The 24,429-nt window shown below is 37.2% G+C and carries 23 protein-coding genes; 11 read left to right on the top strand and 12 right to left on the bottom strand.

The features are described from left to right. Positions 1 to 65: 65 nt before the first annotated feature. On the bottom strand, positions 66 to 1,493 hold the full coding sequence (locus ACXAGS_RS11495) for an SDR family oxidoreductase (RefSeq protein WP_474906892.1): 1,428 nt from the start codon (positions 1,491 to 1,493) through the stop codon (positions 66 to 68). Beyond that, on the bottom strand, positions 1,490 to 1,915 hold the full coding sequence (locus ACXAGS_RS11490) for a hypothetical protein (RefSeq protein ID WP_474906891.1): 426 nt from the start codon (positions 1,913 to 1,915) through the stop codon (positions 1,490 to 1,492). The genes ACXAGS_RS11495 and ACXAGS_RS11490 overlap by 4 nt, the downstream gene beginning before the upstream one ends. A gap of 321 nt (positions 1,916 to 2,236) precedes the next feature. Here ACXAGS_RS11490 and argS point away from each other — a divergent pair, with 321 nt between their 5' ends. Beyond that, the gene (gene argS / locus ACXAGS_RS11485; RefSeq protein ID WP_474906889.1) at positions 2,237 to 4,015 is read left to right on the top strand and encodes an arginine--tRNA ligase; all 1,779 of its coding nucleotides are present in this window, start codon (positions 2,237 to 2,239) and stop codon (positions 4,013 to 4,015) included. Continuing rightward, positions 4,015 to 4,836 (top strand): zinc-dependent peptidase, encoded by an 822-nt coding sequence (locus tag ACXAGS_RS11480; RefSeq protein ID WP_474906887.1) that lies wholly within the window; start codon positions 4,015 to 4,017, stop codon positions 4,834 to 4,836. Before argS ends, ACXAGS_RS11480 begins: the two co-directional genes overlap by 1 nt. Here ACXAGS_RS11480 and ACXAGS_RS11475 read toward each other — a convergent pair. Genes ACXAGS_RS11475 through ACXAGS_RS11465 form a run of 3 tightly spaced genes read right to left on the bottom strand, consistent with a single transcriptional unit; the run spans position 4,820 to position 8,884 of the window. Then, on the bottom strand, positions 4,820 to 7,381 hold the full coding sequence (locus ACXAGS_RS11475) for a TonB-dependent receptor (protein WP_474906886.1): 2,562 nt from the start codon (positions 7,379 to 7,381) through the stop codon (positions 4,820 to 4,822). The genes ACXAGS_RS11480 and ACXAGS_RS11475 overlap by 17 nt on opposite strands. Next, positions 7,362 to 8,327 (bottom strand): FecR family protein, encoded by a 966-nt coding sequence (locus ACXAGS_RS11470; RefSeq protein ID WP_474906884.1) that lies wholly within the window; start codon positions 8,325 to 8,327, stop codon positions 7,362 to 7,364. Before ACXAGS_RS11470 ends, ACXAGS_RS11475 begins: the two co-directional genes overlap by 20 nt. A 56-nt stretch (positions 8,328 to 8,383) precedes the next feature. After that, positions 8,384 to 8,884, bottom strand: coding sequence for an RNA polymerase sigma factor (locus tag ACXAGS_RS11465; RefSeq protein WP_474906882.1), 501 nt, complete (start codon positions 8,882 to 8,884; stop codon positions 8,384 to 8,386). A gap of 112 nt (positions 8,885 to 8,996) precedes the next feature. Here ACXAGS_RS11465 and ACXAGS_RS11460 point away from each other — a divergent pair, with 112 nt between their 5' ends. The 4 genes from ACXAGS_RS11460 (at position 8,997) to ACXAGS_RS11445 (ending at position 15,821) form a co-directional block, all read left to right on the top strand. After that, a complete protein-coding gene (locus tag ACXAGS_RS11460; RefSeq protein WP_474906880.1) occupies positions 8,997 to 11,084 on the top strand; it encodes a hypothetical protein in 2,088 nt (695 codons plus the stop codon). Positions 11,085 to 11,265: 181 nt separating this feature from the next. Next, entirely contained in the window at positions 11,266 to 12,594 is a 1,329-nt protein-coding gene (gene ffh / locus ACXAGS_RS11455; RefSeq protein ID WP_474906878.1) for a signal recognition particle protein, read from the top strand. 44 nt (positions 12,595 to 12,638) lie between these two features. Next, positions 12,639 to 13,511, top strand: a complete 873-nt coding sequence (locus tag ACXAGS_RS11450; RefSeq protein WP_474906877.1) for a bifunctional 5,10-methylenetetrahydrofolate dehydrogenase/5,10-methenyltetrahydrofolate cyclohydrolase — start codon at positions 12,639 to 12,641, stop codon at positions 13,509 to 13,511. 300 nt (positions 13,512 to 13,811) lie between these two features. Continuing rightward, a complete protein-coding gene (locus tag ACXAGS_RS11445) occupies positions 13,812 to 15,821 on the top strand; it encodes an ATP-binding protein (protein WP_474906875.1) in 2,010 nt (669 codons plus the stop codon). 1 nt (position 15,822) lies between these two features. On the opposite strand, the gene ACXAGS_RS11440 is transcribed toward ACXAGS_RS11445, so the two are convergent. The 5 genes from ACXAGS_RS11440 to ACXAGS_RS11420 are packed head-to-tail and all read right to left on the bottom strand — an operon-like array spanning position 15,823 to position 19,550. Beyond that, a complete protein-coding gene (locus tag ACXAGS_RS11440) occupies positions 15,823 to 16,248 on the bottom strand; it encodes a VOC family protein (protein WP_474906873.1) in 426 nt (141 codons plus the stop codon). A gap of 59 nt (positions 16,249 to 16,307) precedes the next feature. Next, positions 16,308 to 16,556, bottom strand: coding sequence for a DUF7218 family protein (locus ACXAGS_RS11435; RefSeq protein ID WP_474906871.1), 249 nt, complete (start codon positions 16,554 to 16,556; stop codon positions 16,308 to 16,310). Positions 16,557 to 16,588: 32 nt separating this feature from the next. Continuing rightward, the gene (locus ACXAGS_RS11430; protein ID WP_474906869.1) at positions 16,589 to 17,431 is read right to left on the bottom strand and encodes an alpha/beta fold hydrolase; all 843 of its coding nucleotides are present in this window, start codon (positions 17,429 to 17,431) and stop codon (positions 16,589 to 16,591) included. 57 nt (positions 17,432 to 17,488) lie between these two features. Next, positions 17,489 to 18,028, bottom strand: a complete 540-nt coding sequence (locus ACXAGS_RS11425) for a hypothetical protein (protein ID WP_474906868.1) — start codon at positions 18,026 to 18,028, stop codon at positions 17,489 to 17,491. A gap of 10 nt (positions 18,029 to 18,038) precedes the next feature. Beyond that, positions 18,039 to 19,550: a helicase HerA-like domain-containing protein gene (locus ACXAGS_RS11420; protein WP_474906866.1), complete on the bottom strand. Its 1,512-nt coding sequence runs from the start codon at positions 19,548 to 19,550 to the stop codon at positions 18,039 to 18,041. A gap of 71 nt (positions 19,551 to 19,621) precedes the next feature. Between ACXAGS_RS11420 and ACXAGS_RS11415 the strand changes: the two genes are divergently transcribed. Beyond that, positions 19,622 to 20,080: a RidA family protein gene (locus tag ACXAGS_RS11415; protein ID WP_474906865.1), complete on the top strand. Its 459-nt coding sequence runs from the start codon at positions 19,622 to 19,624 to the stop codon at positions 20,078 to 20,080. Positions 20,081 to 20,113: 33 nt separating this feature from the next. After that, positions 20,114 to 20,728: a 7-carboxy-7-deazaguanine synthase QueE gene (locus ACXAGS_RS11410; protein WP_474906863.1), complete on the top strand. Its 615-nt coding sequence runs from the start codon at positions 20,114 to 20,116 to the stop codon at positions 20,726 to 20,728. Between the two features lie 6 nt (positions 20,729 to 20,734). On the opposite strand, the gene ACXAGS_RS11405 is transcribed toward ACXAGS_RS11410, so the two are convergent. Both ACXAGS_RS11405 and ACXAGS_RS11400 read right to left on the bottom strand, forming a co-directional pair. Next, positions 20,735 to 21,652 carry a hypothetical protein gene (locus ACXAGS_RS11405; RefSeq protein WP_474906861.1) on the bottom strand — a complete coding sequence of 306 codons (918 nt, stop codon included), beginning with the start codon at positions 21,650 to 21,652 and terminating at the stop codon, positions 20,735 to 20,737. 45 nt (positions 21,653 to 21,697) lie between these two features. Beyond that, positions 21,698 to 22,408, bottom strand: coding sequence for a class I SAM-dependent methyltransferase (locus ACXAGS_RS11400; RefSeq protein WP_474906859.1), 711 nt, complete (start codon positions 22,406 to 22,408; stop codon positions 21,698 to 21,700). 43 nt (positions 22,409 to 22,451) lie between these two features. Here ACXAGS_RS11400 and ACXAGS_RS11395 point away from each other — a divergent pair, with 43 nt between their 5' ends. From ACXAGS_RS11395 to ACXAGS_RS11385, 3 genes are all read left to right on the top strand, one after another. Next, the gene (locus tag ACXAGS_RS11395; protein WP_474906858.1) at positions 22,452 to 22,976 is read left to right on the top strand and encodes a DUF2059 domain-containing protein; all 525 of its coding nucleotides are present in this window, start codon (positions 22,452 to 22,454) and stop codon (positions 22,974 to 22,976) included. Next, positions 22,976 to 23,473 carry a YkgJ family cysteine cluster protein gene (locus ACXAGS_RS11390; RefSeq protein WP_474906857.1) on the top strand — a complete coding sequence of 166 codons (498 nt, stop codon included), beginning with the start codon at positions 22,976 to 22,978 and terminating at the stop codon, positions 23,471 to 23,473. Before ACXAGS_RS11395 ends, ACXAGS_RS11390 begins: the two co-directional genes overlap by 1 nt. A gap of 67 nt (positions 23,474 to 23,540) precedes the next feature. Beyond that, a complete protein-coding gene (locus ACXAGS_RS11385) occupies positions 23,541 to 24,371 on the top strand; it encodes a sterol desaturase family protein (RefSeq protein WP_474906855.1) in 831 nt (276 codons plus the stop codon). The last annotated feature ends 58 nt before the right edge of the window (positions 24,372 to 24,429 follow it).

Below are 24,429 nucleotides of genomic sequence, written 5' to 3'. Positions count from 1 at the left end.
TAATAAGACAACTGAAAAACCAAAATGGTTGCCTCTTAACACGAATAAGTTCCTAAGTTGTTACATTATTGCGCCTTAACCAAGTTATTTATCATTCCTTTAAATATAAAAATATGAAATGGCAATACACTATACCAGTATAACCTACCCTTTAAACCTTTTGGTCTAAAGGTTGCTGTTTGGTGTAAGGTGTTGTTGGCGTCTATTTTAAATTCTAACCATGCTTCGCCTGGTAAACGCATCTCTGCAAAGAGTAAAAGTCTTTTTTTATCGCGGTCTGCCAAAAGCACACGCCAGAAATCCAACGCATCACCAGGAAATATTTTATCTGGATGCGTACGTCCACGGCGCAAACCAGGCCCACCATTCATTTTGTCAAGATATCCTCTTATTTTCCAAAGCCAATTACCATAATACCAACCCGTTTCTCCGCCAATTTTCCAAATATTGTTCAGCGTTTGTTCAACATCGGTAATGGCAAGTGTTTTTTTATCCGTTAGGACACCGTATTTGGGCACCTGAATGTATTTTTCCAGATTTTTCCGTATTTGTCCGCTTGCCAAACTATCCTTCCAGCTGCTGACTACTAAGTTTTGTTCTATTTTTTTGAACGCAAAATCAATAGCTTGCTCATACGTTAATGGCGCTATGCCTAATAATTGCTGCAATTTGTTGTCTCTTGCAACTACCTCCATCTTCATGCTATCTACCAAGTTTACAGCAAGCTTGTAAGAGGTAGAGGTTACAAAGTATAACCAGTAAGAAGATAGTTTTGGTGTCATTACCGGTACGGTATAAATCCAGTTTTTAAAGCCTCTTACCTTGGCGTATTTGTGCAACATTTCTTTATAGGTCAACACGTCTGGTCCGCCAATATCAAAAGATTGGTTGTATGTTTCTGTATGTCCTAGAACTTGGGTTAAAAAGGCAATTACGTCCCTAATGGCAATGGGTTGGGTTTTTGTGAGTACCCATTTTGGGGTTATCATCACCGGGAGTTTTTCGCACAAATCCCTTATAATTTCAAAAGAGGAACTTCCGGAGCCCACTATAATTCCAGCCCGAAGTACCGTTAGATTAAAAGAACCTTTGTACAAAATTTCTTCTACATTTTTACGAGAAGATAGGTGTTTGCTCAACTCTTTTTCATTAACAATACCACTTAGGTAAATTACCTGTTTAACATTGGTGGCTTGCATTAATCTATTAAAGTTCTCTGCGGCTAATGCTTCTTTTTCATCAAAATCAGATATGGAAGAAGTCATGCTATGTATTAAGTAATACGCGGCATCTATATCTTCGGGGATAGGGTTGTTCTCTGGTAGTTTTAAAAAGTCAACCTCAATAACCTCTAATTGTTCTAGAATTTCTTCCTCTACGGATAGTCTGTTTTTATCGCGCACGGCGCAGACTAATTCGTGCCCAGAATCCAATAGATTGGGTATAAGGCGCATGCCAATGTAGCCATTAGCTCCCGTTAGTAGAATTTTCATAAATCTTCTATTGAAGTTGGTGCGGTATCTGCCTTATAATCTAATAGTTTCTTAAAAAATTTCTGCACTGCTTTGGTGTCTGCCAAAACCTTTACAAAATAATGGTCTCGGTAAACCGAATAGATGGCCATATCTCCCTTATAAATAGTGAGTTTATAAAACGGAATTACCAGAGCATACGATTCTAATAATGACCTAAAGCCTAAAATAATACCCTTTGGGCGAATTTCTATGTTGCAAATATTGGCATTGTTGTCTAAGATTAACAGATTACGTATTTCTACACTAGCCTCTTTAATCTCCAATTTTGGAGAGCCAATACCACCCATTTTAATGCGGTCTTTTAACGGAAAAGGCTTGCCAACTTCGGCATCTATTTTTCTGGTAATCTCTTTATTGTTGTAAGATACGTTCAATAGCATAATTACATGATTTTAAAGATTGCCCAGCGCAAATGGCCTATTTGTTTAACGTAAAAATTGTGTACGCCTGCGGGTACAAAAAGTAATTCTTTTAAAAGATAAAATCTAGATTCTTGCAAGCCATATCGTTATAGCTATCTTCTATCCTTAAAAGTGTTTAGTTCTAAAACCAATAAATGAATCTAAAACAAGCTTTGTTAAAAGCAAATGTTCGGAACAATCTTTTCTTTTAAAGATACGGCAGTTATGGCACTATTGCATATAAAACAGGGAAAAAACAGTAAAAAAATGTAGTTTTGCAGGCCACAAAAAGGCATGTTTATGAAGCTTACCACGGTATTAGAAGAAAAAGTAAAAGGAGCGGTACAATCTATTTTTGGTCAGGAATTGCCTGCGGTAGAATTTCAACCTACGCGTAAAGATTTTGAAGGAGATATTACGGTAGTGGTTTTTCCAATGTTGCGGGTGGTTAAAGGCAATCCTGTTGCTATTGGTACCCAGATTGGGGAATACTTGGTAGAAAATGTGAAAGAAGTTGCCAAGTTTAACGTGGTAAAAGGGTTTTTGAACTTGGTGGTGAGTGATGCCTATTACATTAACTTTTTTAAATCCATAGTAGCAGTAGAGCAGTTTGGCTATGCACCAGCAAATTCTAAAGATGCCGTTATGGTAGAATATTCTAGTCCTAATACCAATAAACCACTACACTTAGGGCACATTAGAAATAATTTGTTAGGTTATTCTGTTGCAGAAATTTTAAAAGCTGCTGGTCATAAAGTATATAAAACCCAAATTATTAATGATAGGGGGATACATATTTGCAAAAGTATGCTGGCTTGGCAAAAGTTTGGCGACGGAGAAACGCCAGAGTCTTCAGGTTTAAAAGGAGACCATTTGGTGGGTAAGTATTATGTTGCTTTTGACAAAGCCTATAAAGCAGAAATTACCGAATTAATTAGTACAGGTAAAGCTAAAGATGAAGCAGAGAAGGAAGCACCTATTTTATTAGAAGCTCAAGAAATGCTCCGTAAATGGGAGGCTGGTGATGCACAAGTGGTGGAGCTTTGGAAAATGATGAATGGCTGGGTTTATAAGGGGTTTGATACAACTTATGAGAACCTTGGTGTAGATTTTAACCAGCTGTATTATGAGAGTGACACTTATTTGTTGGGTAGAGATGTGGTAAAAGACGGCCTTGAAAAAGGTGTTTTCTTTAAAAAGGAAGATGGGAGTGTTTGGATAGACCTAACAGAAGATGGTTTAGACGAGAAAATAGTGCTTCGTTCCGATGGTACTGCAGTTTATATGACACAAGATATTGGTACGGCCATACAGCGGGTTACCGATTTTCCAGACATCAATGGCATGGTTTATACCGTGGGTAACGAGCAAGATTATCACTTTAAAGTACTTTTCTTAATACTTAAAAAACTAGGTTACAGTTGGGCAGATAAGTTGTATCACCTAAGCTACGGAATGGTAGATTTACCGTCCGGTAAAATGAAGAGTAGGGAAGGTACCGTAGTAGATGCGGACGACCTTATCCAGAATATGGAAGATACGGCTGCAGAAATTTCTCAAGAACTAGGTAAGCTAGATGGTTATTCAAATACCGAAAAACAAGCACTTTACCGCACCATTGGTTTAGGGGCTTTAAAATATTACATCTTAAAGGTAGACCCTAAAAAGCGAATTCTTTTTAATCCAGAAGAGTCTGTAGATTTTCAAGGAAATACAGGGCCATTTATACAGTACACTTACGCTAGAATACAAAGTATTTTAAGAAAAGCGAATGAGTTGAATTTAGATTTATTAGTAGCTGTAACCAGTGTGCATCCAAAGGAAAAAGAATTGTTAAAGCAATTAGAGTTATTCCCGGATAAGGTGCAAGAAGCTGCAGAAAATCATAGTCCTGCGTTGGTGGCCAATTATGTGTATGATTTGGTCAAGGAGTTCAATTCTTTTTATCAACAGGTATCTATTTTAGGTGAAGAGGATGCTCAAATAAAGGCATTTCGGGTAAATCTTAGTAAAAAGGTGGCAGATGTTATTAAAGATGCCTTTTTACTTTTAGGGATTCACGTTCCCGTGAGGATGTAATGTGGGTAGTCCTTAATCCAACGGAAAAGTACATAGCGCTAATTTTCTTAACGCTCTCTCTTTTAGTGGTGGTGCTAAAAGGTGTGTATCAAATACTAGCTAAGGAGCGTTTTACTTGGCAAAAGCTTTTTAATAAGGTACAACCCATTACCGAGAAGGAGCGGCATTTTATAGCGCAGTTTTTATTGCCCTATAATGAATTTACCCATGCAGAACGGAAACAATTTTTAAAACGTTTTGCTTGGTTTAGGTCTAGAAAATCCTTTGTTTTTTACGGTGCTATTGAGGAGCCAGAAAAGATAAAAGCCTACGTTACCGCATCTGCAATTTTATTGACTATGGGTATGAAGAATTATAAGTATGAAAATTCTATACGAAGAATTATAATTTATCCATCTGCCTATTATTCCAAGATAGCAAAGCGGTATCATTTAGGGGAGTACAATCCGCGGTTTAAGACACTTGTGTTTGCTGCGGATGAATTAGAGCATGGTTTTAGAATTCCCAACGACAATAAAAATCTTGGTTTGCATGAGGCGGCCCATGCGTTGATGTTTGAGTTTGATAGGATGCGCAGTTGGGAAGCGCGTAAGTTTAGATTGGGAATTAGGAAGTTTAAACAACTTTTTGATAATCCTAACTTTAAAAAAGTATTAGAAGGTTCTACTTACTTTAGACCTTATGGTAAAACTAGTTTTATTGAATTTTTTGCAGTTGCCGTAGAAAACTTTGTAGAGAGTCCGGTAGAATTTAAAGCTCATTATCCCGGATTATTTTATTTGATGACGCGGATATTTAATATTCCTAAAATCGAATCCTAAAGCTGGCATTTGGGGTAATGCCTAAAGAAATACGTTCTATGCTTTTTATTTCCTCATCCTCATTAATACGATAGTATTTATTCAAAAGGTTTTTTCTATTGGTTATGTTTAATAAAGAAATACCGGTATCTGCTTTAATTCTTTCAGAAATGCTAAAGCTATAGGTTGCAGAACCATCTAAACGTAGATATTCTGGTAATCTAGTGCTGTTGGGTTCGCTGTAGTTTATTTTACTAGGAAAAACGGTATTGTCAATGGGGTTTTCTGAGTCTGGTTCTGTAAAAGGCTTACCGGTTCTGTAGTTTAAACCAAGCCCCAGTTTAAGTCTACCCAAAGTATAAGTACTAGCAAGGGTAACGTTGTGGCGAACATCTAAATTATTAGGGAAGTTTGGCGGTACAATACTATCAAAAATGTAATTATTCTTGTTGTATGTATAACTTAGCCAACTACTGTAATTTGCCCCTTTTTTATTCAACAATAGTTCTACGCCTTTAATCTTATATAACCCAATTTCTCCATTAAACTGGTCTTGATTTTGAAAACCTTGAGTGCGTGTGCTAATGCCATCTACTTCTTTGTAAAAAGCTTCGGCTCCTATGTGAAATCCATTTTTTTCATAGACCAAACCAGCCGATGCTTGCTTACTCTGGGTAAGTGGTAAGTTTTCTTGATTAGATAATGTCCACCTGCGTTTTTCGATGCCTAAAAAATTTTGTTCCAAATCGATAACCTGATTGGTAGTTTGGCTTTTAAGTTCGGCCATTACTTGTGCTCGCAGGTAATCTATCAATTTAAAATTAAGATTTAGGCGTGGTTCTAAAAGCCAGGTATTAAAATCGGCCCCAAAAGTATCTAGGTTTATTATGTAATTGGCACGTAAGCCGGCCGTAGCAATCAGTTTGTTTTCAAAAGCGGTGTAGGTAAGGCTAGAATAGGGGGCAAAAGTGCGTATCACTTCTATTACATTACTTTGAAACGGTGGCTGGGTTACATCACTTAAATTGGTAATTCCCGTCTCTATGTATTGAAAGCCATTTTTCCACTGCCATGCATCGCCCAACGTATAATTAAAATTAAATTTTGCGGCGCGTTCTTCTACCCGGTTTTTCTGAAATAGCTGTTGGTTGTTATTCAGTATGTTTTGCGCATCTAAGGTGTATAGAGAAAAATAGGCATTCGCTGTTGTGGTTAGTTTTTTGTTCCATTGTCCATGGTATTGAAGGCCCGCACTGACATTGGTTTGGTCTAGAAAGCTTTGGGAGCTGGTGTTGTTATCAGTATTAGTTTCAACAAAGTCTAAATCGTTATCAATAGCTATTATACTTAATCTTAGTTTGTGGTCTTGGTTAATGTTGTACAAAAGCTTTGCAGAAATATCAAAAAAAGCGAAGTTTTCATCGGTTTCTATAAAGTTATCTACGGATTCGTTGTTTTCATTTTTAATTTCGGTATCCTGGAAAACCTTGTCGGTAAAACTACCATATATTGGGGTGTTCAAAAAGTCTGTGGTAGACCTTCTTGCAGAAAATTGAAAGGCAAAATTATTGCTTAGGGGCAGATGCGCATACACATCCCCACTAATTAAGTTGAATCCCGCCCCGCCCGTAACCGTATACCCTATTTCGTCTTGGGTTTGCATGCTAATTACGCTACTAACCCCATCACCGTATTGTGCAGGTGTTCCGTTTTTATAAACCGTTACTTTGTCTGTTAGATAGGGATTAAAGGCAGATATCAACCCAAAAAAATGCCCAGATTGGTACATTTTAATTCCGTTCCATAAGATGAGGTTTTGGTCGTTTGTACCACCGCGCACGTTAATATCAGATACGGTTTCATCTACACTTTCAATTCCTGGTAAAGCTTGTATGGATTGCAGTACATCTGGCTCTATTAATCCGGGTAAAATACCCAATTCTCCCATATTTAAACTAAAACTACCATCAGATTCCTTAACCAAGCCTTGCGTTAAAAATTGGTATACTATAACTTCCTCTAATTGTTCTCGCTGTTCTGCTAACAACACTTTTGGACATTCTTTATCTATAAAATTAGTTACCGGTACCACTTTGGTCTGGAAACCTAAATAGCGTATTTGTAAAGATGCATCTCTAGGTGCGTTAGGAATATTAAAGACACCATTGGTGTCTGTAACCAATGCTATGTCCGTTCCCAGCACAGCAACGGTAGCCCCAGGAATGGTATTAGCGGCAAAATTGTCTAACACTTTACCGCAAATAGGAATCGTATTTGGGTAGTACAAGCTGTAATAGCGCTCGCTTATACTTTTTATGGTTAAGCCGGTTTGTATTTCAATAGTAGATAAGGCCGTCTTTAGGTTTTCTAAAGAAGAAAAAGAAATGGTTTTCCCATCTACGTCTTCGTTGGCATAGGAAATTTTTATTTCAAAAGCTTGCTCTATTTTGGCAATGTAATTCTTTAGACCTATAGTAGTACCATCTTGGGCAAAGAGGTATACAGGTAATAAGAAAACTAGAATCCCTAAAAGAAAGGGTAAACGTCTATGGAGTATCCTCCGCATAGAAAACAACATTTAGAGTGCCTACAGTGTATTTTAACTGCAATGGTGTGCTTATACTCTCCAAAGCTACATCAAAATCAGAATTGCTAAATGTTCCTGTAAAAAGTTGTTCGGTATCTACGTTTTTAGTTTCAACCTTAAAATCATATTGACGCTCAAACTCTGCCAAAACATACTTTAAGGGTACGCTGTTAAAGCTGCTTTCGTTTTGCATCCAATCGGGTTGGGTAGCGGCAGTGCTTTGTTTTGTAATAGTACCGTTAACTACAGCAAAAGAATGGCCTGCTGGCAATTTAAGTATTTGGTCCTTATAACTAACCTGTACCAGGCCTTCAAAACAAGTAACCTCAAAATAATCGCCTCGCTGTTGTACATTAAATTGTGTACCTAAAACGGCAACCTCCCCTAAACTTGTAGCAACGGTGAATTTTTTTCCCTTAGCCACCTTAAAAAAGGCTTCTCCTTCTAAGTCAACATTACGCTCGCTGTCCCATTTCTTCTTATTGTAGGCTATCTTGGAATCCGCGTTCAGAATAATTTCAGAGGCATCTGGCAATGTAAGCTCTGTACGCTCCGCAAACTGTGTGGTAACTTTTGTGTTTAACGTGCCTAAGTAAAAATAAGATCCTACAATAAGTACCGCAGCTACCGCCGCAACGCGCAAAAACTTCTTAAATGGGCTCAAGGTTATCACCTTTGGGGCTTGTTCTTGTATACCCTGGTTGTTAAGCTGTAACCATGCTTGGTCCATATTAAATTCTGGTGGGGAAAGCTTATCTGTGGTCTCTTTTATTTTTTGGTATTGCGCATACTCAGCCGTGGCTTTAAAGGCCTCCAACTCCTCTCCTGTCAACTCATTATTGAGCCATTTTGCTAAGTAATTTTCTTGCATTTTCTTTACTTTATATAGGTATAACAATCGGGTTTGAAAAAACCCTACTTTCATTTTAATAAAATCTACTTAAACCGTATTATCACTAATTTTGGTGTTCTAACTTCTTATCAAATACCATCAATCTTATCTCTTAAACTTTTTAAGGCCAAGTGCATACGCTTTTCAATTGCTTTTACGCTAACACCTTCTAGTTCTGCTATCTCGGCATATTTTTTACCATCAATTCTATTTAACAAAAAAGTGGTGCGTTGGTTTTCGGGTAGGGCATCCAAGGCGTTCTCCAGCTTTTCTTTCAATTGTTGTTCTTCCAATAGAAATTCGGGCGACTCGTTTGTGCTTTCATTTCTGTGCTTATCGGCATGTTTTAAGCGCACTTTTTCTGCCTTGATTACATTTAAATACAGATTATTGGCTACGGTAAACAAATAAGATTTTGCTTTGTCTGGGGTAACCTTGCTACAATTTTCCCATAACTTAACAAAGGCTTCTTGTACGGCGTCATTAGCCTTTTCTTCATTCCCAAACTTATAATAGATATAGTTAAAGACCGTTTTACTGTTGGTCTTAAAAATAGTATTGTATTGTTGTTCCTCACAGACATTGTCCATACAGCAAAATTTATAAGCCTGTCAAATATATTTTAAAAAAGTTAGAATTAGGGGTAGGGTATTTTAGCATTGGGTTGTTTACTTACCAAATACACAATAAAACCAAATCGTTATGAAAAAGATTATGAAAAGCCTTTCGCAACTGTCAGTACTCTTGGTAGTATTGTTTTTAACTTCCTGTCAAGAAGAATTTGAAGAAATAGGAGGTGGCGAAGAGGAACAAACGGCTATTGAGGTTGGTTCTTCAACAGCATTACTTATTGAAAATACAAGTTCCAATGATGGTTCTTATGATAACATTGTTGATGGAAGTAGCTGTATCGCCGTTCAATTTCCGTATACCGTAGAGGTGGCAGGGATACAAATTACCATAGATTCTATTGCAGACCTAAAAGTGATAGAGGAATTATTTGATGAGGTGGATGATGATGAAGATATATTGGAGTTTATTTTCCCAATAACAATCATTTTATCAGATTTTACAGAAGTAGAAATAGAGAACAAAGAGGCGCTACGTGAACTTGCGGCGGATTGTATAGAAGGAGGTGAGGACGATGATATTGAGTGCATAGATTTTATATACCCTATAACGCTTTTTACTTTTGATGTGCAAAACCAACAATCCGGTTCGGTTACGGTAAACAGTGACAGAGAAATGCGTTTGTTCTTTAAAGAAAAAGAAGCAGGGGAGCTAGTGAGTATAGACTACCCTATTACCTTGGAGAAAAATGATGGTACCACGGTAGAAATTACAAGTAATGCCCAGCTTGCGGTTACTTTAAGAGCGGCAAAAGATGAATGCGATGAAGATGATGATGACGATTATAATGATGATGATTTTGAGGATAATGAGTTTATAGGTTACTTAATAGACTGCCCTTGGAAATTAAAAGAATTTAAAAGAAATGCACTGAACCAAACGGAACAATACTTTGCTTCTAGCTTTGATTTTAAAGAAGACAATCTTGTAGTTTTTACCGGTGGTGCAGGCAATACTACAAATGGAGAATGGTCTGTAGATTTTACCGAAAACGGCCCAGTGGTTGTAATGAACTTTACCAACTATACCGACTTTTCCTTGTCTTGGAGGGTATATGAGTTAGAAGATGGTTTAATAAAGTTCTATTCGGACAATGATAATAAAATAGTGTTGGAGCGCAATTGTTCCGGTGAAAATAATTGTGATGTAAACGCCGTAGCTGAGGTATTGGGAACATGCAATTGGGAAATTGCGGATGCTAGCTGGGATACGGATTTTGATGGCATTATAAACTTTTCAAATTTTAATATACATGCATACACAGAAGCTGGTGCTTTTGTAGATGAGGGTAATTGGGAGGTAACCACTACGGGCCAAATTCGATTTAACGCACTATTATCAGCGGAACTAGAAAATATGCTTGGCGCGTGGAATGTAGTAGACTGTGGAGACGGACGCGTAAAATTAATGAATGAAGATGGTGCTTATGTTGTACTAGAAAAAGACTGTGAGCTTACCTTGCCAACACAAGATAATTTTATGGCGTTATTGGTAGAATGCGAATGGATTATTGATGGAATGAAGGCACAAAATCAAGAAATAGAAAATTACTTGGGTAACGCTTTTGATTTTAGCCAAGAAGGTACTATGACATTTGATGTTGGTGCAGAGATGGCTTCCGTTGGCGAATGGGTAATAGGCTATAACAATGCTGGCGAACTCTCCTTAACCTTAAGTGCTTTGGCAGAAGTAGATTTTAATTATGAATGGGCGGTAGACGAGCTAGAAACCAATTACTTAAAATTGAAGGTAGAAGAAATTGGGTATGAATTAGAGTTGGTTCGTGTTTGTGCTGAAGATGCAGATTCTGACATTCTTCAAATTAGAAATATAATGCAGGGTGGTCAGTGGAATGTTACACAATATTTGGAAAACAACACGGATAGGACAGCAGAATTTGAAAGTTTGGATTTTGATTTTGATACCAACAATGAATTAGCTGTAAGTATTAATAATGATCCGCAACGTACAGGAGTTTGGAGAAGTTTTAGGGGCTATAACGGTAATTTAAGGGTATTCTTTAATCTTGGAATAGATGAAACAAGGTATTACTTGCTTACCAAGGCATGGTACCTAACCGAGTTGAGTTCAGAACGATTTAAATTGATTTATGAAGATGAAGGAATGGTAAGAGTAGTAGTTTTTGAAAAGAAAGCATAACCCCACCACTTTTACTAAAAATCTTTATCGTGAAAAGGACAGTTTGCCTCAAAGCTGTCCTTTTCTTTTTTTATTTGGGTTTTTAGGAGGATAATGCATTAGTTTCTACGCATATTGGCATAACCAATCCATTAGTAATTCTTAAATTTGTGCTCTTCAAAAATTAAATCGTAGTAAGCAGATGTTCGATAATTTAAGTGAAAAACTAGATAAAGCCTTACATAATTTAAAAGGGCACGGTAAAATCACAGAAATAAATGTTGCGGAAACCTTAAAAGAGGTAAGACGCGCATTATTGGATGCGGATGTCAATTTTAAAATAGCAAAAGAATTTACCAATAAGGTAAAGGATAAGGCGCTAGGCCAGAACGTACTTTCTACTTTGCAACCAGGCCAATTAATGGTCAAAATTGTAAAAGATGAGCTTACCCAGCTTATGGGTGGCGATGCGGAAGGAGTAGACCTTTCTGGAAATCCATCTGTTATTTTAATGTCTGGTTTGCAGGGTTCAGGTAAAACCACCTTTTCTGGTAAACTGGCCAATTTTTTAAAAAATAAGAAGACCAAGAAACCGTTATTGGTTGCTTGTGATGTTTACCGCCCGGCGGCAATAGACCAGTTACATGTGGTTGGTGAGCAAATAGGGGTAGAGGTATATTCCGATAGGGGTAATACTAATCCTGTGGCAATTGCACAAGCAGGTATTGCCCACGCTAAGACCCTAGGGTGTAACGTGGTTATTATAGATACGGCGGGTCGTTTAGCCGTGGATCAAGAAATGATGGATGAAATTTCTAACATCCATAAAGCAATACAACCTCAAGAGACCTTGTTTGTGGTAGATTCCATGACGGGTCAAGATGCGGTTAATACGGCCAAAGCGTTTAACGATGTATTAAATTTTGACGGGGTTATCCTCACCAAGTTAGATGGTGATACTCGTGGTGGTGCGGCAATATCTATTAAGTCTGTTGTAAACAAGCCTATCAAATTTATTGGTACGGGAGAAAAGATGGAGGCTATAGATGTGTTCTACCCATCTAGAATGGCAGATAGGATTTTGGGTATGGGAGATGTAGTGTCTCTTGTAGAACGTGCGCAAGAGCAGTTTGATGAGGAACAGGCCCGTAAAATCCAGAAAAAAATAGCCAAAAATAAGTTTGGCTTTGACGATTTCTTATCGCAGATACAGCAGATAAAGAAAATGGGTAATATGAAGGACCTTATGGGCATGATACCCGGAATGGGAAAAGCCTTAAAAGGTATAGATATAGATGATGATGCTTTTAAGCATATAGAGGCTATTATCCATTCCATGACGCCAGACGAGCGCGCAAACCCCAATAAATTAAACTCAAGTCGTAAAAAACGTATTGCTGCCGGTAGTGGTCGTTCGGTACAAGATGTAAACCAACTACTAAAGCAATTTGACCAGATGAGTAAAATGATGAAAATGATGCAGGGCGGCGGTGGCAAGCGTATGATGCAGATGATGCAAAATATGCGCTAACTAATAACCTAGAGAACACAAATAATTACCCACAAAACACACCTATGGAAATCCTAGACGGCAAAAAAATATCCAACGATATTAAACAAGAAATTGCAGTAGAAGTAGCTAAAATGAAAGACCGTGGGGAAAAGGTGCCTCATTTGGCGGCTGTTTTGGTAGGTAATGATGGGGCTAGCTTAACTTACGTGGGTAGTAAAGTGCGTTCCTGTAAAAAAATAGGTTTTGAATCTACATTGATTCAATTACCAGAAGATACTTCTGAGGAAAAATTGTTAGAGCAAGTAGCGTCGCTAAATGCTAATCCAGACATAGACGGTTATATTGTTCAGCTGCCACTTCCAAAGCATATAAACGAGCAAAAAGTTTTATTGGCGGTAGACCCTAGTAAAGATGTAGACGGTTTTCATCCAGAAAATTTTGGGCGTATGGCCTTGGATATGGTATCCTTTATACCGGCAACGCCTTTTGGTATTATGGAGTTGCTACGCAGGTATAATGTAGATACATCTGGAAAACATACAGTGGTTATAGGTAGAAGCCATATAGTGGGTAGGCCTATCAGTATTTTAATGAGTCAAAAAGGGAAGGCCGCAGATGCCACCGTAACACTAACACATAGTAGGACTAAAAACTTAAAAGAGTTTACTAAAAATGCAGACATCATTGTTTCTGCTCTTGGCGTACCAGATTTCTTAAAGGCAGATATGGTTAAAGAAGGTGTGGTAGTTATAGATGTGGGTATAACTCGTGTTCCAGATAGTTCTGAAAAGGGATACTACATTACTGGCGATGTAGATTTTAAGGAAGTTGCACCAAAAGCATCTTACATTACCCCTGTTCCAGGAGGTGTTGGGCCAATGACTATCGCCATGTTGCTACAAAACACCTTATTAGCAAGAAAAAGACAACAGTAGACGTTTTTAATGCTCCTCTTCTTTAGTAGTAATTTTACTTTCATGTAAGGTCTTGGAAAGGCCACTACAAATGGCCAATATTGAAAAAATAATGGTTAGTAATAGTAGTATGGTACTCATAAGCAGTAGGTTAATGTGGGTATAACGTCTAGGCTAATTAAAACGTATATTAAAACCACTTCTTTCGTTGAATAACGCTTGGTGTGTACCTAAACAACCATTTTATGGTGTTAGGTGTTAATTAATCATGCCTTCTGCAATATTTTTCTTTTCTTCGAGTTATAAGAAAAAACCTACATAATGCAAGAAGAAATTCTTAAGGAGAAATCCTTGCCTATTCCACATAATGAGACTGGACGCTTAGCACAATTGGATTATTATGAAATCATGGACTCTGAAGATGAAGCCATGTTTGATGAATTAACCCAATTAGCGGCACAAGTATTGGACGTGCCTATTTGTCTTATGAGCTTAGTGGGAGAAAACCGACAATGGTTTAAATCCAAACAGGGCTTGGATGCTACGGAAACTCCTAGGGATATATCATTTTGTCAATATGCTATAATGGGAGACGAGGTAATGGAGGTGCAAGATGCTACCAAAGATGAACGTTTTAAAGAAAATCCCTTGGTAACAGATGGCTTAAAAATTAAGTTTTATGCTGGTGCCCCGTTAAAAGATGATCAAGGTTACGCAATAGGTACTATTTGTGCCATAGACCAGGAGGAAAAAAAGATTACCGAGCACCAGAGACGAACACTGACAACCATAGCTAATACTGCAATGAATATGGTTGCGTTACGCAGAAAAAGGATAGAGGCAGAAAGACTTGCTTTGGCAAAAGATGAATTTTTGTCAAACATGAGTCATGAAATTAGAACCCCATTAAATGCTATAATTGGTTTTAATGACCTTATTAATAAAACCCCACTAAACGCAAAACAAAAAGATTACTTAGATACCATATATACCTCGGCACAAAATTTAAAGGTCATAGTAAATGATATTTTGGATTTTTCCAAATTAGAAAGTGGCAAATTACAGGTAGAAGATAAGGCTATCGATTTAAGAAAGATAGTTGCCCATGTAGGAAAGTTGCAAGGGCCAATTGCAAAAGAAAAAGGTTTAAAGTTCATTACCAGTTTTGATGAAGACGTACCCAAGTATGTTAAAAGTGATGAAACACGTTTAATGCAAATTTTGGTTAACCTGCTAAGTAATGCCATTAAATTTACCCATAAAGGTAGGGTAGAAATGAGGACGTATTTAGAAGCAATAAACGAAGAAGAGGCTTTGGTGTCCATAACTGTATGTGATACTGGTATAGGTATTGCGCCAGAAAAACAAGACTACGTATTTGAGCGTTTTACCCAGTCTACTAGCAGTACAACTAGGCTTTATGGTGGCACGGGATTAGGTTTAAGTATTGTAAAAATGCTTGTGAATCTCTTGGGTGGAGACATTACCTTAAAAAGTGAGTTAGGTGTTGGCTCTGAATTTGAAATTAAATTACCATTTGCTATCGCGGACTCTGACGAGGCCAAAAATTCTATAGAAATACTTGATCAGAACCTAAGTAAAGATTTAACAGGTAAAAAAATCTTAGTTGTAGAAGATAATCCCAATAACCAATTACTGATTAAAAATTATCTAAACATCTGGGGTATGTTTCCAGATATAGCCAATAACGGAAAGAAGGGTGTTAAGATGGCCATAAAAAATAACTACGATGCCATTTTTATGGATTTACAGATGCCAATCATGGACGGTTTTGAGGCCACAAGGCTTATTCGAGAAAGGTTAGGCTCAAAAATTCCTATCATTGGTTGCTCTGCGCACTCTTTAGTAGGGGAAAAGGAAAAATGCCTTGCAATTGGTATGGATGACTATGTAGCAAAGCCATATACTGAAAAAGAGCTAATAGAAACTCTTTTCAAATATATTACTAACGAGGAAGCTTCATCTTCTGAAGTTGATGATTTTAGTGCTGTGTTACATGAAATGGCAACCAACTATAGTAAGGATTTTGTACATGAAGTTGGTGCGGTATTTTTAAAATCTGCTCCGGAAGGAATTCTAGAATTGCAAGAAGCTTTAAGCACTAACAATTTTAAAGAAATAGAACAACGTGTTCATTTCTTTGCCGGAACTTATGGTTCTTTAGGCTTTGAAATTGGTAGGGTAAAATTCAAATCTGTTGAAAATAAAATCGCCAAAGGTAACTATCCAGAAATGAAACAAGACATCTTAAAATTAATAGATTACTTAGATAATACTGTTTTAGCTGTACAGACCTTCTTAGAGAACTAAATTATTTGGCAAATAATTGATTCATATCTTTAAAGGCTTTAAATTCTAAGGCATTGCCTGCGGGATCTAAAAAAAACATTGTTGCTTGTTCTCCTGGTAACCCTTTAAATCTTATGTAAGGTGCTATTACAAATTCTACGCCCTTGTCCGTAAGTTTTTTGGAAAAAGCTTCAAATGTTTCCCATTCCAATACAACTCCGTAATGTGGTACTGGAACAGCTTTACCATCTACAGGGTTGGTATGTAATTCCTCTTTAGATTTTGGTTTATAGTGAATAACCACTTGATGACCAAAAATATTGAAGTCGACCCATTGGTCACTACTTCTACCTTCTTCAAAACCCAACGTATCTTTATAAAACTTACGGCATTCTGCTAAATTATGAACAGGTATTGCAACGTGGAACGGAGTTAATTTATGGGCCATTTGTTCTAGTTTTTACTAAAATTAAGCAATACCATTAAGTGCAAAAACAAAAGCTTCAATTAATTGTTTCGTAGAGCCTTAATAAGTTCTTTTTTGTCCATTTTAGACCGTCCCTCAATACCTGCTTTTTTGGCCTGTTCGTACAGCTCTTCTTTGGTACGATTTTCATAGGTGGTGGCTTTTCCTCCCTTTTTGCCAGCATTGTTGGTATTGGCTATCCGGGCGGCTTTCTCTTTGCTATAACCTTTTTCTTTTAAGGCTTCATATTGTTCTTCATTTTCTATTTGAGGTCTTTCTTCCTTTGCCATTTTTAATTTTCAATTTACTTGAAAATTAACTTCTAGTTTGACTCCAAAAAAGTTATGATTTCCTCATTTACTTCTTCTTGATGCATGGAGTGCCCTAGTCCTGTGGTAAGTACCAATCTGCTATTCTTCCAACTTTCATGTACCTTGATAGATTCGGTATGCAATACTTGTTTGTCTTCTACATCATGAAAAAGTAGACCTGGCACTTTATTATTGGCTACAAATAGAGAACTTTTAAATTCGTTTATGTGATAACCAAAAACACGTTTTAAGCGTTGGTCCATGGCTTTCCAAACTTTGCCATTGAATTTTAAAATGGCTTGGTAGTGGTGCATAAAACTTTCAAAGTCGCAAGGAGAACCAATGGTAACTATTTTTTTAACGTGATCTTTCGGATTTAAAAAATGGTCAAAAAGTATGGTCATTCCTCCCATAGAATGGGCAACCACGTAATCTGGATTAAATTTGTCCAATATATACCTGGTAGAAGCTGCATACAACGGAACATGGAGCATTTTGCCCGTAGAATGGCCGTGTGCGGGGGCGTCAAACGCAATAATATTAAAGTTGTGTTCTCTTAATTTGGCAATTAAATTGCGCCATCTATAGGTGTTGCTTTCCCAACCGTGTAATAGTAATACTGTTTCTTTTGTTCCTTTCCATTTATAGGTCTGTATCTGTTGTTCACCTATATGCTCCACGGAATGCTTTGCAGCATCTAAAAAGGAAGCTTGCTCTGGTTTAACCCTTCCCTTTCTAATGGTGCAAAAAATATCAAAACCTATTTTAGCAGCTGTTCTTGGAGAGAAAAAGGCTATTAAATTCAACCACTTACCGTATAGTTTAGGAACTATTTTTTCTAGTGTTTTCTTCATTAAAATATTTCTAGCCAAAGTGGGCTATTAATTGCTATTCCTAACAGGCATTGTAGTTTAATCCCAGCCCAGCATTAAAAATTTAATTTTTGCATCATCAGGAATTTGTACTGCTTCTACGTTTCCTTTGCTATATCTTAAATTTTCCGGTAACTGCTCTTTATCTATTGTAAAATACAAATTGGTCTCATTAACAAAGATGACAATATTGTTCAAAGCGGTTACTATTTTTTTTATGGTGTACTGCTCTTGAATATCTTTAAACGTACTGTTTAGGCCAATACCGTCTTCTGTCATAAAACGCGGGTCCATAATCTGAACGTTCTCGATTTTTGGTATGCTATCGTCAGTTGGGGTTAGTGTTAGCAGGTGTTTTCCACCTTTTTCAAACACCTTTACTTTGCGGTTGGCACCATCTAGTCTTGTAGAAAAAGTGTCTTTAACTATAGAATCGTCCGCATAAATTAAATCTAGGTCCCTAACCAAACTTATTTGGTCTAGTTTGCCAATTTTTTCATTGCTTATTAAGAAGGTGGTATCTTTTTCCGTACAACCTATTATGGCAAGCAAACCTACCATACCCAGTAATTTCTTCATTGTTTATTGCTTAACGTATTACTTTTTTAAGAACTCCTAAAACACCTCTAATAAATGTTGCGCTGGTCAACACTTTTACCACGGGGTTCATTCTGGTACTTCTACTACTGGTACTTCTTCTTCTAGAGGTACTTTTTTGTTCTTTTTCTTTTTTGGCTTCTTGTTCTGCCTTTTCTATTTTTTCGTTTAAAATTTCATAGGCACTTTCCCTATCAATCTCTTCATTATATTTTTTTATTAGTTGGGATTTATCCAACAAACTTTTTAATTCCTTAGAAGTAAGCACGTCCATTCTACTCATTGGGGCCCGTAACAAAGTAGCCGCTAATGGGGTAGGCCTACCTTTTTCATCTAAGGCAGAAATAAGCGCTTCTCCAATTCCTAAACTTGTTAGTACTTCTTCGGTATCATAAAACTCAGTATCCGGATAGTTTTGGGCAGTAAGTTTAATGGCTTTTCTATCTTTAGCAGTAAAAGCCCTTAAGGCGTGCTGTACTTTTAAGCCCAACTGCGCCAATACATCGTCTGGAATATCTGTTGGGTTTTGGGTAACAAAGAAAAGACCTATGCCTTTAGAGCGTATTAGTTTAACAATGCTTTCTATCTGGTCCAATAGAGCTTTAGAGGCGTTGTCAAATATTAGATGCGCTTCGTCTATAAAAAGTACCAATTCTGGCCTGTCACTATCTCCTTGCTCAGGAAACGTGGCATAAATTTCTGCCAGCAGGCTTAGCATAAAAGTAGAGAATAACTTAGGCTTATCTTGTATATCTGTTAATCTAATAATGTTTATATACCCATTACCATTTTCGTCAATACGTGTTAAATCATCAACTTCAAAAGATTTCTCCCCAAAGAACAATTCAGCACCTTGCTGTTCTAATTCTATGATTTTTCTTAAAATGGTTCCGGTAGAACTAGTAGATATTCTACCATAAGCTTCTTGGAATTCCTTTTTACCCGCGCCAGTGGCATATTGCAAAACCTTTTTTAAGTCTTCTAAATCTAACAATGGCATTTTTTGGTCGTCACAATATTTAAAGACAACCGCCATAATGCCTTCTTGGGTAGTGGTTAAATCCAATATTCTAGACAAGAGCACGGGACCAAATTCAGATACAGTTGCTCTTAAGCGTACACCATCTTGTTCTGAGAGGGACAAAATTTCTACCGGAAAGCCTTTTGCGTTAAAAGGTATGCCAATAGCCTCGTGTCTTTCGTCAATTTTAGCGTGGCCTTCGCTTGGTTGGGCAATTCCACTCAAATCTCCTTTTAAGTCCATTAAAAGTACCGGAACTCCCTGTTCAGAAAGGTTTTCTGCAAGAACCTGTAATGTTTTGGTTTTACCGGTTCCGGTGGCACCGGCAATTAACCCATGTCTATTTAAGGTTTTTAATGGAATTTTTACGAAAGCATCTTTTTGTGTTTCCCCATCTAGCATAGCGCCTCCCATGATAATGGATTCGCCCTTCATGCTATATCCTTTTTCTATTTCTGCTAAAAATGATGCTTTCTTGTCCATTGGAATAACTTTGCGATAAAAATAGGGTAAATTAGGTGAAGTCTAAAAGCAAATTAATTAACATAAGGCCTATGCAACTGAATACTAAAAACTTCGGAATGGTGATTTTAACCGTTATCTTATTTTCATTTTCCGCTCGTTCACAAGATAAAACACCCGTTACGTTTCACCCATCCCACGAAGTAAAAAAACAAAATGCGCCTTTTAGCGATGTAGTACAAGCCGGTAATTTGTATTTTCTAGCTGGGCAAATTGGAATGGACCATACCACCCGTACGTTGGTAAAGGGCGGAATTGTTGCAGAAACCCACCAAGCAATTGCTAATATAGCATCTGTTTTAAAGCAACATGATATGAATTTAGATAACGTGGTTAAATGCACGGTTATCTTAAGTTCAATGGACGATTTTACCACTTTTAATGAGGTGTACACTACTTATTTTACACACAAACCGGCACGGACCACCTTTGCGGCATCTGGTTTGGCCAGAAACGCGGCCATAGAAATTGATGTGATTGCCGTTAAGTAATATTATCTTTGCAAAATGGTTTTACAGGATGTTATGGATTTGGTGGAAAAAGGGCAGATGTTACCCTTAATGGAAGAATTTTACACCATTCAAGGAGAAGGATATTTTAAGGGAACTGCAGCTTACTTTATTAGGGTAGGGGGTTGTGACGTGGGTTGTCATTGGTGTGATGTTAAAGAAAGTTGGAATGCAGAAACGCATCCGCCAACGGCAATAGAAAAAATTATAAACAATGCGGCCAGCTATTCTGATACAATTGTGATTACAGGAGGAGAACCGCTTACTTGGGATATGGGGCCATTGACCCAAGGTCTAATAGCCAAGGGGCTAAAGACGCATATAGAAACTTCTGGGGCCTATACGTTAACAGGCGTATGGGACTGGATTTGCCTTTCTCCCAAGAAAATGAAATTGCCTGTTCCGGAAGTGTATGAAAAAGCAAATGAGTTAAAAGTAATCGTTTACAACAAACACGATTTAATTTTCGCCGAAGAGCAGGCTAAAAAAGTGAATAAAGATTGTATACTATACTTGCAGCCAGAATGGAGTGTGCGAGATAAAGTAGTTCCAATGATCGTAGATTACGTTATGGCCAATCCGCAATGGAAAGTTTCTTTACAGACACACAAATATTTAAACATTCCGTAATGCCGTTTAACGGCCACCGTTATTTTGTAAATCTAAAATACACTCGGCATCCAAACCGGGTACCCTAGCACTTTGTCCTGCTTGGGTATTTAATAAGCTAAGCATGCTTTCGCCAGAAAGTGAACAGGCGCTGCGCATACCATTTTTGTCAAGATTCGTTTCTCCTTTAAAGTTCGTGTTAAATTGAAGTTCCGCACGCATTAAGCATCCTTCTACGGAACAATGATCTGCTGCCTCAGGATCTTCATGCTCATTAACCATGGGCGTATAGGTAATTTCTTCACCATTTTGTGTTCCGCTTAAATCTACCAAACCAAAAAGGTGTCCAAATTCATGGTTTAAGGTTGCGGTTTCTACATCTTCATTGGTAATTAGAACACTTCTACCGGCAAGGCTCCTAATGGTTTCCTCATAAATAACCATAGAGGTGTTGCGGTATACGGCGCCCAGTGTAACCAAACCTTCATCAGAATCATCACCATCAGAAGGTGCATCTGCAAAATATATGTAAACAGCTAAGGTGTTGTCTGTATTATAAGCGGTCCGGTTTTCTATTTCTAAATCTCCAATTTCTTGTAACTCTAAGGTTTCTTCTTCTGGGGAGGGCAACTCTAGGTAGTTAATAGTGATATTTTGCTTAAACGTGTGCTGTCTTAAAAAGGCGGTAAAATTGTCCATTGCCTCAGAGGTAGGGCGGTACCCTGTAACATAAGCAATCTCTATTAGTAAATTTTCAAAATTTGTATTCGTCAACAAATCGTTTGCAGAAGCTCCGGTAGGCAATAAATTTCCACTCTTATCTACATTTTCAACTTCATTTTCAGTTTCGGAGTTGTTGGTTCCGTTATCATCTGTGTTGTCTTTGGAGCAATTGGTCAATAAAATGGCAATACCCAAAAAAGTAATTAGAAAAAAACGTTTCATAGCAAAAGTTTATCTTTAATAAACGTCGAAAAAGGCTGTCTATTATTACTTGTTAAAGCTAAGTTTTGCCAAATAATCATAATGTTCTCCTTCCATAATTTTTTCACAAGCAAGTCCACAATATAAGGCAGCTCTTTCTAAGGTATCAAAATCTACATAGAGCCAAGGGAAAGTATCGCTCTTGTATGTTTTATATTCCATGGTAAAGTTTACTTCTCCATAATAATCCGTATCTCCAGGAACCCAATAGCCTCCGTCCTCATCTGCATCAAACATGTAAATAATATTGCTGCTATCTAACAAAATTTGTCCCTTAGGTTGTAGCAAGGTTTTAAAATGGTTCAGGTAAATAGGTAATTGGTCTAGGGTACCCGCAATTCCAATGCCGTTCATTAAGAGCAATAGCGTATCAAACTTTTCTTCATCATAATCCAAAATATTGGTGCAAATGGCTGATTGTAGTCCTCTTTTTTTGCAAACCTCAATTGCGCCATTGGATTTGTCCAAGGCAGTTACTTCTAATCCTTTATTTTGTAAATACAAACTATGGCTCCCCGCGCCACAACCAATATCTAAAACAGAACCCCTACACAAGCTTAAGGCATGTTGTTCTAATTTGGGCATTTGGGAGAAGTCCCTAAATAAATAGTCTAATGGTAAGGTTCCATTTTCTTCTAAGGTAGAATGGGTGGTTATATATTCCTTACTTTTTTGTGCCAAATGTTCTAATAGGGCAATGCCCATAACGTCTACCATATATTTATTTGTATTTTGCACCTCTAGATTAAGGATTATCGCAATGAAAAATGTCAAAGGTATAGTATTCCTCTTTTTTAGTTTACTAATAGGAACTTCAATTAATGCCCAAGATTCCGGTTTAACCCAAAAAGTAGGGGCTTATTTAGAGGCCAATGGAACCATGAAACAATATTCAGATGCCTATGGCCAATTACTTTTACTTATGGAAAAACAATATCCTAGGTCTGAAGCAAATGCCAATGGTTGGTTGTTTTTAGAACGAAACAAACCAAAGGCCCTATTGGAAATTAAAGATTTATTAGTGCCCGTATATTTGCAAAATTTTACTGAGGCAGAGTTAAATGCTATGAGTGATTTTTATACTTCTGAAGCTGGTAAGCAACTGATTAAAGACAAGAGTGGACTTTCTGAAGAACAGCGGATAACAGTACAAGATTTTTTTTATTCTGAAGTTGGTCAGAAATTAAACACCAAAAAAGCTCAACTAATCCAAGAAATTGAAGCAGTTTCTGAATATTGGAGCAAGGATTTGTACCAGACCGCGGTGTTGTTGTTGAAAGAATAATGGAAGACTTTTTGAAAGATTTGCCGAAAAAGGCAAGTCAAAAACATCAGGAGAACAAAAAGTTTTTGGCCAAATTAAAAAAGAAGCCGCCAAAAAACTTGGATTATTTAATGGCAGACTTGCACGAGAAAGAGTTTAGGCAAACAGATTGTTTAACCTGTGCTAACTGTTGTAAAACCACAGGCCCCCTCTTTACCAATGCGGATATAGAACGAATTGCGAAAAAACTACGCTTAAAACCATCTCAATTTATAGATACCTATTTGCGTTTAGATGAGGATAATGATTTTGTTTTACAGAATGTGCCTTGTGTTTTTCTGGGTGCGGATAATTATTGCTCCATCTATGATGTGCGGCCCAAAGCATGTAGGGAGTACCCCCATACCGACCGTAAAAAATTTCATCAGATAAATAACCTCACCCTTAAAAATGTAGCCATTTGCCCAGCGGCATATAATATTGTTGAGACAATGAAGCAAAACATATCAATTAAATAATATTTTTCATCTTTAGTTGAAAGATTGTTATTTTAGGATCCCCTATTTTGATAATAATTATATTAAGATGGAATCCATTATACAATATTTTGAAACAATACCTCCACTGCATCGCTCCTTAATTTTAGTAGGCGGTATTACCTTCTTTTGGATATTGGAAGGTATTGTGCCTTTGTTTTCGGTAAAATATAAAAAGTGGCAACATGCCTTACCCAATTTTTTCTTTACCCTAACCACTATTCTTATAAATATGCCATTGGCATTTCTACTTTTGTTATGTTCAGATTGGGCGGTAAACAATAGTTTTGGAATCATTAATTGGATGCCAGACCTGCCCTTATGGTTATACGTTGTACTGGGTGTATTATTCTTAGATTTTTTTGGTGCCTATTTGGCACATTTAGTAGAACATAAGGTAAAACCATTATGGATGGTTCATTTGGTGCATCATTCAGACCATAATGTAGATACAACAACGGCCAATAGGCATCACCCTTTAGAAAGTTGTATACGGTATGCGTTTACTTTGTTTGGTGTTTTAATAGTTGGCGCCCCAATAGGAGTAATTATGTTGTACCAAAGTCTTTCCGTAGTTTGTTCACAATTTAACCATGCCAATATTTCATTACCAAGAAAGCTAGACAAAGCCATAAGCTATATAATTATTTCACCAGATATGCATAAAGTACACCATCATTATGTACTGCCCTATACGGATAGTAATTATGGTAATATCTTTTCCATTTGGGACCGGCTTTTGGGTACCTATATGGAGCTAGACCGCGATAAAATTAAATATGGCGTAGATACTTTTCCAGACGAAAAAGAGAACAGTAGTATTAAAGGTTTGCTGCGGCAACCGTTTCAGAAATACAGAAAACCAACCACAATTAACTAAAGACTTAACTCTGGCAAAACATTGAAATTTGTAGCTTTCCATCAATTATAAAATGGAA

The sequence above is a fragment of the Croceivirga sp. ABH4_376 genome (assembly GCF_056160685.1).
Note: the sequence above shows the minus strand (reverse complement) of the source record. Positions and strands in the feature narration are given on the sequence as shown.